Raw genomic sequence first — 12112 nt, 5'->3', positions numbered from 1 at the left:
ATAGAAACACCCTATATACGTAGATAGTCTAGTATTTGGATGACAGCACCCTTATTTTTTTTAATGTACGTCTTATTTTTATCTCCGGATTGCAATCTTTTTTCGGGATTTTCAATAAGTTCATTTAAAACAGAATGAAACGTTTTTTGGTTTGAAACCGAAAACATGCCTCCGTTATTAATCATGGCTTTGGCCTCAGGGAATTTATTATGATTTGGTCCAATAATAATAGGAATACCAAACACAGCAGGTTCTAAAGTATTGTGTAGGCCTGTATGCCCTATGGCACCACCAACATAAGCAATATCGGCATAGCTATAAATTTTTGAAAGCATCCCAATGGTATCAATTATAAAAACTTGAAAATCTACAAGTTGTTTGGTGTCTTTTTCGGAAAACAAAACACTAGGACTAATGAGCTTATCGCGAAAACTTTTTATTTGAGCTTGTTTAATATTATGGGGAGCAATAATAAATTTCACATCTTTTGAAGCTTCAGAATTAATAAAATCAATAAATAATGCCTCACCTTCTGGCCAGGTGCTACCAGCTACAACACAGAGCTTGTTGTTTTTAAAGGTGTCAATAAAATCTAGGCTGTTATTGAGTTTTAACTGACTGTAAACACGGTCAAAACGGGTGTCGCCAGAAACAGTAACGTGATTGTAATTTATAGAATGGAGCAAGTCTTTTGAAACATTATTTTGAGTAAAAATATGATTAAAAGAAAACAATGCCTCTCTTAAGGGCTTTCCATAGAACTTAAAATAGGACTGGTCTTTTCTAAATGCTGCAGAAATTAATAGGGCGTGTAAGTGTCTTCGTTTTACTTCATTTAAAAAATTAGGCCAAATATCATACTTAACAAAAATGGTGAGTTCTGGATTTACAATATCTAAAAAACGTTTGGCATTTAGTTTTGTGTCTAAAGGCAAATAAATGACAATATCGGCAATTGGTGTGTTTTTACGAATATCATATCCAGAAGGTGAAAAAAAGCTGAGTACAATTTTATGTTTGGAATAATGGGCTCTAAGTTTTTTAAAAACAGGAAGTCCTTGTTCATATTCCCCTAAAGAAGCACAATGAAACCATAGGGTTTTATCGTCTTTTTCAAGCTTGTTTTCTAAAACCCGAAACGTGTTTTTTCGACCAACAACCCCGCTTTTAATTTTTTTATTAAATAGCGCTGCACATTTTAGGACAACAAGTGTTAGATAAATTCCTATGTTATAAATAAAACGCAATATTCTTTCTTTATGGCTAAAATACATTTCTTTGAAGTAAATTCATTGGTTAACGTTTATGATTTTTGTAATTTTGTTACTTGTTAACCCATAAAGGGTGTTCCTTAAAATTGGTCGTTGCTGTTTTCTCAAAACAGAACAGGCTATAATTTTTTTTAGATGAAGAAAATTCAAATGGTAGACCTTAAAGGTCAATATAATGCTATTAAAAATGTCGTTAACCCTTCTATCCAAGAAGTCATTGAAACCACCGCATTTATAAACGGTCCTAAAGTTCATGATTTTCAAAAGCATTTAGAGCAATATTTAGGTGTTAAGCATGTTATTCCATGTGCCAATGGAACTGATGCTTTACAGATTGCTATGATGGGCTTAGGTTTAAAACCCGGCGATGAGGTCATTACAGCAGATTTTACATTTGCTGCCACTGTTGAGGTGATTGCGTTATTGCAATTAACACCAGTTTTAGTAGATGTTAATGAAGATGATTTCAATATTAATATTGAAGCCATAAAAAAAGCCATTACACCTAAAACCAAAGCCATTGTACCAGTGCATTTGTTTGGACAATGTGCCAATATGGAGGCTGTTATGGCCCTTGCAAAAACACACAACCTGTTTGTTATTGAAGATAATGCACAGGCTATAGGTGCAAATTACACCTATAAAGACGGTGCAAAAGTAAAAGCAGGAACCATTGGCCATGTTGGAGCTACCTCGTTTTTTCCATCTAAAAATTTAGGGTGTTATGGTGATGGTGGTGCTATTTTTACTAATGATGACCATTTAGCTCATACTATTAGAGGTATTGTAAATCATGGGATGTACGAGCGTTATCATCATGATGTTGTTGGGGTAAATTCACGCTTAGATAGTATTCAGGCAGCTGTATTAGATGCTAAATTACCACTTTTAGATGAGTATAATAAAGCGCGACAACATGCTGCAAAAAAATATAACAAAGCCTTCAAGGCTATTAAAGGTATTACAACACCAAAAACAGTAAATGGCTGTGACGGTATATGTGAGACTTGCGATTGCCATGTATTCCATCAATATACATTACGATTAAAAGGGATAGATAGAGATGCTTTAGTAAAGCATTTAAACGAAAAAGGTATTCCTTGCGGAGTCTATTATCCCATACCACTTCACAAACAAAAAGCATATTTGGATGAGCGTTATAATGAAGCTGATTTTAAAGTCACCAATCAATTGGTACAAGATGTTATTTCATTACCAATGCATACCGAATTGGATGATGAACAAATAGAATATATAACATCAACAATTATAAAATTTATTAATGGATAAAATATTAGTTACTGGAGGCTTAGGGTTTATTGGGTCGCATACCGTAGTAGAATTGCAACAAGAAGGCTATGAGGTTGTTATAATAGATGATTTGTCAAATTCTTCAGTAAAGGTTTTAGATGGGATTACAGCAATTACTGGAAAAACGCCGATTTTTGAAAAATTAGATCTTAAAGAAAAGGGTAAAGTTGAAGTTTTTTTTAAAACCCATAACGATATAAAAGGGGTTATTCATTTTGCGGCAAGCAAAGCTGTTGGAGAAAGCGTTAAAGAGCCATTACTTTACTACGAAAATAATATTAGCACGTTGGTTTATATCCTTAAAGAACTTCAGAAATTGCCATCGGCAGGATTTATTTTTAGTTCGTCATGCACGGTTTATGGCCAAGCCGATGAATTACCAATTACTGAAAATGCTCCTGTAAAACAAGCGGAGTCACCTTACGGGAATACAAAGCAAATTGGCGAAGAAATAATCCAGGATACCTGTAAAGTAGCTCAAAATTTAAAAGCTATTGCATTGCGCTACTTTAACCCTGTTGGAGCGCATGAATCTGTTGAAATTGGTGAATTACCCATTGGCGTGCCTCAAAATTTAGTGCCGTTCATTACACAAACAGCAATTGGATTGCGTGAGCAGTTATCTGTTTTTGGTGAGGACTATCCAACACCAGATGGCACTTGTATTCGTGATTATATTCACGTGGTAGATTTGGCTAAAGCACATGTTATTGCTTTAGAGCGATTGCTTAAAAATAAAAACAAAGCCAATTATGAGACGTTTAATTTAGGGACAGGAAAAGGAAGTTCGGTATTAGAGGTTGTTAAATCCTTTGAAAAAGTATCTGGTCAAAAATTGAATTATAAAATAGTTGGTAGAAGAGCAGGCGATATTATTTCGGCTTATGCTGACACAAATAAAGCCAATAGTGAATTGGGGTGGAAAACAGAATTATCGTTAGATGATGCTATGCGTTCTGCATGGAAATGGGAGCAAAAAGTAAGAGGCAATAATTAAATATTTAATTAGAATTTAATACACAAAAAAGGCGTTAATAAAAATTAACGCCTTTTTTGATGATTTTTTTACACTGGTTATTTAACATAGGTAAAACTATTATCGTGTATTACCTTTTTACATAAATTTATATATTCATTAGGTATTAGGCTTCTTTTTAAGAAAAGTAACAAACACCAGTATGATCATACCGGTAGTAACAGATAGGTCTGCCATATTAAAAATACCCGTTCTAAAAACACCACCCAAATCTATAAAGAAGAAATCGGTAACAGAGCCATAAACTATTCTATCATAAACATTGGCAATGCCACCACCAATAATACTGGCAAATGCAAAAAGCGACCAATTGTCCAAGGTTCTGTCTTTTAAAATATGATGTAATACAAAGCCTAAAACAAGAATGGGTAGAATAAGCAGTAGAATAATTCTAAGCGTAGGGTTTAAGTCGCTACCTATACCTAAAAAAGCCCCTGTATTCTCTACATTCATCATAATAAATGCATCACCAATTAATGGAATTCTTTCACCAGGGTGAATGTCTGTTCTGCCAATTATATGGGTTCTAACCAATACTTTTGAAATTTGATCGACAGCAATAGTTAAAATAATAACCAAAAAGATGTAGATGGAGCGTTTTGATAATTTCATTTAACTATAAGTATTTTATAAAGTTGCAGAAGCGGTTTCAGAATCTCTGTTTATTTTCTTTACTAAACCTTGTAAAACTTTACCGGGGCCTACTTCGGTAAATAACGTAGCACCATCTGTTACCATTTGTTGTACTGACTGTGTCCAAAGAACAGGAGCCGTAAGTTGCGAAATTAAATTTGCTTTTATTTCAGATTCATTAATAACGGCATTAGCCGTTACATTTTGGTAAATCGGACAGTTTGGTTTGCTAAATGTTGTATTTTCAATAGCTGCAGCTAATTCTTCACGAGCAGGTTCCATTAATGGCGAATGAAATGCGCCACCAACAGGTAATACTAAGGCGCGTCGAGCACCTTCTTCTTTTAGGCTATCACAAGCTTTGTTTATAGCGTCAATCTCTCCAGAAATCACTAATTGCCCTGGGCAATTATAGTTTGCTGCAACGACAACACCCTCGGTAGTAGCACATATTTTTTCTACGATATCATCATCCAGACCTAAAACAGCTGCCATAGTACTTGGTTGTAATTCACATGCTTTTTGCATGGCCATAGCACGTTGGGATACTAATTTTAGACCATCTTCAAAATTTAATGTCCCGTTGGCCACTAAAGCTGAAAATTCTCCAAGCGAGTGTCCGGCAACCATATCTGGTTTAAAACTATCACCTAAGGTTTTAGCTAAAATTACGGAGTGTAAAAATATAGCAGGTTGTGTTACTTTGGTTTCTTTTAGGGCTTCAGCAGAGCCTTCAAACATAATATCGGTAATGTTAAAACCTAAAATATCATTAGCTTTTTCAAATAATTCTTGAGCTAAAGGTGAGTTTTCATAAAGGTCTAAACCCATTCCTGAAAATTGTGCCCCTTGTCCTGGGAAAATATATGCGTTCATAATTGGTTAATTTTTAGAGTGGCAAAAATAATAATAAAATTGTAACTATAGGCTATTAGTTGCAGCTTCGGCACAACGTTCACCATCCATAGCAGCCGAAACAATGCCGCCAGCATAACCTCCACCCTCGCCACAAGGATATAAATTTGAAATTTGAGGATGTTCTAAAGTCTCTGTTCTTGGTATAGAAACCGGTGATGAGGTTCTGGATTCGACACCCACAATATTAGCTTCTTCAGTATAATAGCCTTTCATTTTTTGTCCAAAAGCCTGAAAACCTTTTCGTAATCGGCTTCCAACTAATTTAGGTAATAAAGAATGTAAAGGCGCTGATTTTAATCCAGGTTGATAGGATGTTGGGTTTAAGTCTGATGATAGCTTTCCTTCAACAAAATCAGTTAAGCGTTGCGCAGGAGCTACTTGACTTCTCCCGCCAGCTGTGTAGGCTAATCGCTCTAAATTTTTCTGATATTCTAAGCCTTTTAATGCGCCGAATGATTCATATTTAGGTAAATCTTTATTGATATCAATTTCTACTACGATACCTGAATTAGCAAATAGATTATTTCGTTTTGAAGGCGACATACCATTTACAACCACTTCACCATTTGCTGTAGCTGCGGGTACAATAAACCCACCGGGGCACATACAAAAGGAATAGACGCCTCGGTCTTTAACTTGTTCAACCAAACTGTAAGAAGCCGCAGGAAGTAATTCATGGCGCTCACCAGAACAATGATACTGAATGGTATCTATAATATGTTGCGGATGTTCTACCCGAACACCCATAGCAAAAGATTTAGCCTCTAAAGCTATTTGTTTTTTATGAAGTAGGTAAAAGATATCACGAGCTGAATGCCCAGTGGCTAGAATGACTTTTTCAACAGGTAGGTTTTTCTTGTTTTGAAGTTGAATGGCTTGTATGCTATTATTTTTTATGGTAAAATCGATAACTCGAGCTTCAAAATGAATTTTACCACCATAATTTAAAATGGTTTCGCGTATGTTTTGTACCACTTTTGGAAGCTTGTTAGTCCCAATGTGTGGGTGTGCATCAACCAAAATTTGGTCGGTAGCACCATGAAAGACGAGGTTCTCAAAAATACGACGAACATCACCACGTTTTAAGCTTCTAGTGTATAACTTCCCATCGCTATAGGTTCCAGCACCACCTTCTCCAAAACAGTAATTGGAATCTTCATTAACAAAATGGTCTTGATTTATGGCTTTTAAATCACGTCGGCGGTCTTGTACTTTTTTGCCACGCTCTAAAATAATGGGTTTAAAGCCAAGTTCTATACAGCGTAAAGCAGCATACATACCTGCTGGACCAAAACCAATAATATGAATGGGTTTAGCTTTTGAAACGTCTTTGTAGTTGAATTTGTATTCGGAGTGTTTTGGTAATGGCTCTCGAATATAAACAGCAACTTTGTAATTTAATATGATTTTAGGTTTTCTGGCATCAATAGATTTTCTGAGGATTTTAATACCAGTTATATCTTCTCTGTCAATATCGAGTTTTAGTGCCGATTTTAAAACTAAAATACCGTCGCGTTCTTCTTCTTTGAGTGTAATACGTAATTGTATTTCTTTTACCATGCTACGCGATAAATTTTTGCTAAGATTAAATCAATCTATATTCTTTCATAAGTTAAAAATGAAAACTCATGTTTATGCTTTTCGTCTTTGGTGTGAAATGTATTTGCGATTTCTTTCCAAACTGAAGTATCAATTTTTGGAAAATAAGTGTCCGCTTCAAAGTCTTCATGAACGCGAGTCAATTCTATTTTATCGGCTAATAACAAGGCTTGTTTATAAATTTCGCCACCACCAATAATAAAAGGTTGTGGGTCGCTTTTGGCAGCATCAATAGCATCTTCTAAGCTGTTAACCACAATAACACCATCGGGTACTTTATAATCGTTTTGTCTGGTAATTACAATGTGGGTTCTGTTCGGTAGGGGTTTTGGGAAGCTTTCAAACGTTTTTCGACCCATAATGATATGGTGACCGTTTGTTAAGTTTTTAAAACGTTTTAAATCATTACTTAAATGCCAAATGAGTTTGTTGCCTTTTCCAATAGCATCGTTTTCTGCAGCAGCAACAATAATAGTCAACTCAGATTGCGTTTTTTTAGATTTTGGACTTTGTATTTTGGGATTTGCTTCTGCATAAACTTCGCTTTGCGCTATAAGGGTTTCTTCCTTAACAAAACCAGCTTTAAGTTTATCAATACGTTCTTGCTGTTTAGCAACCAATTTTTCTAACTGCTCTTTTTCCCATGTTTCACCCATGAATTTATGAGTAATAAATACATTAAATAGATGGTAGAGAAAAAAGAAAAGCCAAATAAGAATGGCAAATAAAAACCATTCTTTTCCAAACAATTTAAAATCCTTACCGATACCCAAAACCGTGTTAGCAGCTATTAAAAAGATCGCGCCTATTAAAAAGATGACAAAATGAATGTATAAACGCTTTTTTTGTTTAATGCGTTTTTGAGCATTTTCAATCAACTCTAATTGATCTTTATCTATTTGTGGTATGGGTTTCTTTTTTCCGAACATATTGATGAAATAACGACTGTAAAGTTAAAGTTTTTTAATGAAATTAAAGAGGATATCTGAACACTTAAAAATATGGACATCACGAAAACGTTTTAGTGTCAAAAGTAACTGATAATCAGGTTGAAACGGTAATTTAGCGTTGTTAATAATATAAAATTTATATTAAAATTTTGCCTACTTTAATTTTTTTTTGAACACAAATTGTCAAATTGATAATTCTTCAACAGTTAAGCGTATTAAATAGTTACGGGTTATAAATTGTTTTTAAATTTGCAATGTCAATGCGACTTAAAAAACAGAGAAAAACCTATCTAAATATTAAAATTATGGCAATTAAAAAACAATTCTTAAAAAGTAAACCAGTATGTAAAGTTACGTTTTCTTTACCTGCTAAAGAAGCAAAAAAAGTATCTGTTGTTGGCTCTTTCAATAATTGGAATGCAAAAAAAGCACAACTTAAAAAATTAAAGAATGGAACCTTTAAAGGGACTGTTGATTTAGAATCTGGTAGCTCTTACGAGTTTAAATATGTTGTTGACGGTGTTTACGTTAACGATGATGCCGCTGATGCTTACGCATGGAATGATTATGCTGGTGCAGACAATAGTGTTGTAAACGTATAATTACTGCTATATAAAAGTTTAAAAGCACCTCGTTTGAGGTGCTTTTTTTATTAGGCGGTATTAATAATTGTTTTTAATGTTCAATTCCCCATCTCTGAAGAATATTTCAAAAGGTTTAGTTCTTTTGTTATTTCCTTCAGTAATTTCAAATATAATAGGTAGTGAATAGGGAACAACAACTGGCTTTTCTTTAAGCTTTGCTGGTGCTATCATTTTCGGTAATAGAGCTATGATACGCTCAGCTTCTTTCTCAAGAGCTGGATGCGGTGCTCGAGATCTAATGTCTACTATTTTCCCTTTTGTATTTATTTTAAAAATGACATTCATTCTTTGCCTACCACTCAAACCTAACTTTTCGATAGAATGCATATTAAATTCATGACTTATAAACTGACTTATCTTTTTAGACATACAAGCTGTTTTTTCTTGGTTAGTCTTTTTCTTTTCACAGCCTGGATAAATAGCAACTTGGTCAGGTTTTTTAAATTTTTGGTTAGCTCCTTTTAGGCTGTGCTTTTTACTATCTTGAATGTAAACATAGACGGGCAATGTATAGTTTTTGTTTTCTCGTAAATTTTCAAGTGGATAAAGTGTCGAATCTCTACTAAAAGATTTAATATGTTTTAAAACTTCATTTGTGGTAAAATTGTAATCTGAAAACACACGGATATTTTCAATTGATTTATTTTCGGATGTTGAAAAGTAGGCTAGTGCGCTAATACTTTTGTAATATCCGTTAGTCTTTTTTATGTTATTTTGCTCTAATTCTGCTTTGATATCTTCTTTGTAAAGATTGAGTCTAGTTGATGGTAAGTCATCTCTAAATATAGGAACTAGTTCGTTAAAAGGATTTACGTAAAATTCGGGCGAAAAATTTAGTGTAAAAGGAAAAGGGCGTTTATTTATAGTTCCTACAGCTGGAATAAATTGAGGAAGCATTAAAATTACAGACTTAATTTGATTGTTGAAAATTTCAGAATTAGTATAAATATTGACTTTGTTTGAGTCGATTCCCCCATTGGCTTCAATAACAAAGTCCATTTTAAATTCAATAATATCATTTTCCTTAAAATAGGTTTTAATAAAATCTTTGTTAACGTTTTGTGCTATGTGTTTGTGAACACGTTGTTTTAAATCAAGCCTTTTTAAATTAACATTCATGTTTTTAGGGCTATCTTTAAATCTGGGAATTCTAAAGTTAAATTCCTCTTTTTGTGAAAAGCACAAATTGGAAATAACAAAAAGCAATAAGAATATTTTATTCATAAAATTTTATACAGCTACAATCCCTTTAATATGTGGATGCGGATTATAGTCTACCAAAGTGAAATCTTCAAAATCAAAATCGAATATATCCTTGATTTCTGGGTTTAATATCATTTTTGGTAGTGGTCTTACGTCTCTTGACAATTGCAATTCTAATTGTTCATAATGATTGCTGTAAATATGAGCATCGCCAAACGTATGGATAAACTCCCCAGCTTCATAGCCACAAACCTGAGCCATCATCATGGTGAATAGGGCATAGGATGCAATATTAAAAGGAACACCTAAAAATATATCTGCACTTCGTTGATACAATTGGCAAGATAACTTTCCATTAGCGACATAAAATTGAAAAAAGGCATGACATGGCGGTAAAGCTGCTTTGCCGTTAGCTACATTTTCGCTAAATGATTTTGAAGTATCTGGTAACACCGAAGGGTTCCAAGCAGAAACCAACATACGGCGACTATTGGGGTTGTTTTTTAGCGCATGTATAACCTCTTTAATTTGGTCAATGTCATCATTGTTCCAGTTGCGCCATTGGTGGCCGTAAACGGGGCCTAAATCGCCATTGTCGTCCGCCCATTCATTCCAAATACGCACGCCGTTTTCGGTAAGGTATTTTGTGTTGGTGTCACCTTTTAAAAACCAAAGCAGCTCATAGACAATAGATTTTAAGTGCAGTTTTTTTGTGGTAACCATTGGGAAACCTTCACTTAAATCAAATCGCATTTGGTGCCCAAAAACACTTTTTGTACCTGTACCTGTACGGTCTCCTTTTTCGTTGCCGTTCTCTAAAACGTGTTTTACTAAGTCGTGATATTGTTTCATAAACTTTCCCGCAAAAGGGAGAATCTCTTTAAATTGAACTTAAATTTTCTTGGTTTAAAAATAAAGAAAAGCATCAAGTTTTAATACCAGATGTTTTAATATATATTATAAAGTTATTAACTATACAAAATGAGATTCCTGCAAAAGCAAGTATTCGATTATCCAATAATCATTCCCGCAATAGTTGCTGAAATTAATGAAGCAATGGTGCCGCCTATGAGGGCTTTCATTCCAAATTTGGATAGGGTTTTGCGTTGTCCTGGAGCTAATGATCCTATGCCGCCAATTTGTATGCCTATGGATGCAAAATTTGCAAAACCACAAAGCATATAAGTAGCCATAATTATTGATTTTTCGTAGCTAAGATGTATTGTACTGGCAACATTTTTTAAATCTCTTAATTGGATATAACCTATAAATTCGCTTGCGGCTAATTTGATACCTAAAAGTTGACCCATAAGCGCCATATCCTCTTTAGCAACACCAATAAGCCACATGAGTGGTGCAAAAGCATAACCTAAAATAAGTTCAAGTGATAAACTGTCATAAGCCGTATTAGTTGCTATCCATTTATTTATAGACGATACATCGCCAATCCATCCTAAAATGCCATTAAACATAGCAATGAACGCTACAAATACTAAAAGCATAGCGCCAACATTAACGGCTAGTTTTAAGCCTTCAGTAGTTCCGTTAGCAATAGCGTCTAAAAAATTAGACCCTATTTTTTCTTGTGAAACGGATACATCGGTATTAACATTTTCAGTCTGCGGATACAATATTTTTGAAATAACTATAGCGCCAGGAGCTGCCATAACCGATGCTGCTAAAAGGTGTTTGGCATAAAACAATCTTAAAACGGGGTCATCACCTCCCAAAAATCCAATATACGCAGCTAATACAGCACCTGCAACAGTTGCCATGCCTCCAATCATGACCAAAAGCATTTCTGATTTGTTCATTTTTTCTAAATAGGCTTTTATTAAAAGTGGTGCTTCTGTTTGACCTAAAAAGATATTTCCGGCTACACTTAAACTTTCTGCTCCCGATATTTTTAAAGCTTTTGACAGTAACCATGCCATAGCTTTTACTACTTTTTGGATGATGCCCAAATAGAATAAAACCGATGTTAAAGCTGAAAAGAATATAATGGTTGGTAAGACCTGAAATGCAAAAATGAATCCGAAAGTATCCATATCTACGACCAAACCTTCAAATAAAAACTTGCTTCCTGCTCTTGTAAAATCTAAAACGCTTACAAAAAGCCCACCAATAAATTCAAAAATGGTTTTAATAAATTCAACTTTTAGAACACCAATGGCTATAAGTAATTGAAAGGCTAATCCAATACCCACAATTTTCCAATCAATGGCTCTTCTGTTACTACTAAAAAGAAAAGCGACTACAATTAAAGTCACCATTCCTAGAACACCACGCCATAAGCTACTTATAGAGAACCCTTGACTTGGTATTATAGTATCTTTTGGTTTGTTTAAAGCGGATGTTTTGGTGGTGTTTGAAGTGTCCGTTTCAGAAAAATTAATGGTCGTTGAGTCTACCAATATGGTTTCTGTTTCCGAAACGGTTTCAATATTTTCAAGCTGTTCTGTTTTGTCTGAATTTTGTGCTATGCTTGTTGAAGTAAAAAATAAAAATAGAGCAACAATAGACAAAAACAACTTTCTCATAATTTAA

11 protein-coding genes are annotated in these 12112 nt (G+C 34.2%); 3 read left to right on the top strand and 8 right to left on the bottom strand.

Features of this window, described 5'->3' with window-relative positions:
- Positions 1 to 11: 11 nt before the first annotated feature.
- Positions 12 to 1274 (bottom strand): 3-deoxy-D-manno-octulosonic acid transferase, encoded by a 1263-nt coding sequence (locus ABD941_RS09345; protein WP_345273870.1) that lies wholly within the window; start codon positions 1272 to 1274, stop codon positions 12 to 14.
- Between the two features lie 132 nt (positions 1275 to 1406).
- Here ABD941_RS09345 and ABD941_RS09340 point away from each other — a divergent pair, with 132 nt between their 5' ends.
- Positions 1407 to 2561 (top strand): DegT/DnrJ/EryC1/StrS family aminotransferase, encoded by a 1155-nt coding sequence (locus ABD941_RS09340; protein WP_345273869.1) that lies wholly within the window; start codon positions 1407 to 1409, stop codon positions 2559 to 2561.
- Entirely contained in the window at positions 2554 to 3579 is a 1026-nt protein-coding gene (gene galE, locus ABD941_RS09335) for a UDP-glucose 4-epimerase GalE (protein WP_345273868.1), read from the top strand. The genes ABD941_RS09340 and galE overlap by 8 nt, the downstream gene beginning before the upstream one ends.
- Before the next feature lie 138 nt (positions 3580 to 3717).
- Here galE and lspA read toward each other — a convergent pair whose 3' ends face one another.
- The 4 genes from lspA to ABD941_RS09315 are packed head-to-tail and all read right to left on the bottom strand — an operon-like array spanning position 3718 to position 7697.
- The gene (lspA, locus tag ABD941_RS09330; RefSeq protein ID WP_345273867.1) at positions 3718 to 4230 is read right to left on the bottom strand and encodes a signal peptidase II; all 513 of its coding nucleotides are present in this window, start codon (positions 4228 to 4230) and stop codon (positions 3718 to 3720) included.
- 15 nt (positions 4231 to 4245) lie between these two features.
- Positions 4246 to 5127, bottom strand: coding sequence for an ACP S-malonyltransferase (gene fabD / locus ABD941_RS09325; protein WP_345273866.1), 882 nt, complete (start codon positions 5125 to 5127; stop codon positions 4246 to 4248).
- A 45-nt stretch (positions 5128 to 5172) separates the two neighbouring features.
- A complete protein-coding gene (locus ABD941_RS09320; protein ID WP_345273865.1) occupies positions 5173 to 6729 on the bottom strand; it encodes an NAD(P)/FAD-dependent oxidoreductase in 1557 nt (518 codons plus the stop codon).
- A 35-nt stretch (positions 6730 to 6764) separates the two neighbouring features.
- Positions 6765 to 7697, bottom strand: coding sequence for a dihydrofolate reductase (locus ABD941_RS09315; protein WP_345273864.1), 933 nt, complete (start codon positions 7695 to 7697; stop codon positions 6765 to 6767).
- A 326-nt stretch (positions 7698 to 8023) separates the two neighbouring features.
- On the opposite strand from ABD941_RS09315, the gene ABD941_RS09310 reads away from it, so the two are divergent.
- Positions 8024 to 8320 carry an isoamylase early set domain-containing protein gene (locus ABD941_RS09310; protein WP_345273863.1) on the top strand — a complete coding sequence of 99 codons (297 nt, stop codon included), beginning with the start codon at positions 8024 to 8026 and terminating at the stop codon, positions 8318 to 8320.
- Positions 8321 to 8380: 60 nt separating this feature from the next.
- On the opposite strand, the gene ABD941_RS09305 is transcribed toward ABD941_RS09310, so the two are convergent.
- The 3 genes from ABD941_RS09305 to ABD941_RS09295 all read right to left on the bottom strand — a co-directional run bounded on the left by ABD941_RS09305 (position 8381) and on the right by ABD941_RS09295 (position 12105).
- The gene (locus ABD941_RS09305) at positions 8381 to 9586 is read right to left on the bottom strand and encodes an energy transducer TonB (RefSeq protein WP_345273862.1); all 1206 of its coding nucleotides are present in this window, start codon (positions 9584 to 9586) and stop codon (positions 8381 to 8383) included.
- A gap of 6 nt (positions 9587 to 9592) precedes the next feature.
- Complete coding sequence (locus tag ABD941_RS09300; RefSeq protein ID WP_345273861.1) at positions 9593 to 10417, bottom strand: thymidylate synthase; 825 nt, start codon at positions 10415 to 10417, stop codon at positions 9593 to 9595.
- Between the two features lie 158 nt (positions 10418 to 10575).
- Positions 10576 to 12105 carry a NupC/NupG family nucleoside CNT transporter gene (locus ABD941_RS09295; RefSeq protein ID WP_345273860.1) on the bottom strand — a complete coding sequence of 510 codons (1530 nt, stop codon included), beginning with the start codon at positions 12103 to 12105 and terminating at the stop codon, positions 10576 to 10578.
- Between the last annotated feature and the right edge of the window lie 7 nt (positions 12106 to 12112).

Origin of the sequence: Flaviramulus aquimarinus, from assembly GCF_039543205.1 — a bacterium.
Lineage (GTDB): Bacteria > Bacteroidota > Bacteroidia > Flavobacteriales > Flavobacteriaceae > Flaviramulus_B > Flaviramulus_B aquimarinus.
This window is presented reverse-complemented; position numbering and strand designations above follow the sequence as displayed.

Bases quoted from the DNA above. Each gene is read 5' to 3' on its own strand.
- lspA (WP_345273867.1), bottom strand. From the start codon at position 4,230: ATGAAATTATCAAAACGCTCCATCTACATCTTTTTGGTTATTATTTTA.
- ABD941_RS09340 (WP_345273869.1), top strand. From the start codon at position 1,407: ATGAAGAAAATTCAAATGGTAGACCTTAAAGGTCAATATAATGCTATT.
- ABD941_RS09345 (WP_345273870.1), bottom strand. From the start codon at position 1,274: ATGTATTTTAGCCATAAAGAAAGAATATTGCGTTTTATTTATAACATA.
- ABD941_RS09315 (WP_345273864.1), bottom strand. From the start codon at position 7,697: ATGTTCGGAAAAAAGAAACCCATACCACAAATAGATAAAGATCAATTA.
- ABD941_RS09300 (WP_345273861.1), bottom strand. From the start codon at position 10,417: ATGAAACAATATCACGACTTAGTAAAACACGTTTTAGAGAACGGCAAC.
- ABD941_RS09320 (WP_345273865.1), bottom strand. From the start codon at position 6,729: ATGGTAAAAGAAATACAATTACGTATTACACTCAAAGAAGAAGAACGC.
- ABD941_RS09310 (WP_345273863.1), top strand. From the start codon at position 8,024: ATGGCAATTAAAAAACAATTCTTAAAAAGTAAACCAGTATGTAAAGTT.
- ABD941_RS09305 (WP_345273862.1), bottom strand. From the start codon at position 9,586: ATGAATAAAATATTCTTATTGCTTTTTGTTATTTCCAATTTGTGCTTT.
- fabD (WP_345273866.1), bottom strand. From the start codon at position 5,127: ATGAACGCATATATTTTCCCAGGACAAGGGGCACAATTTTCAGGAATG.
- ABD941_RS09295 (WP_345273860.1), bottom strand. From the start codon at position 12,105: ATGAGAAAGTTGTTTTTGTCTATTGTTGCTCTATTTTTATTTTTTACT.
- galE (WP_345273868.1), top strand. From the start codon at position 2,554: ATGGATAAAATATTAGTTACTGGAGGCTTAGGGTTTATTGGGTCGCAT.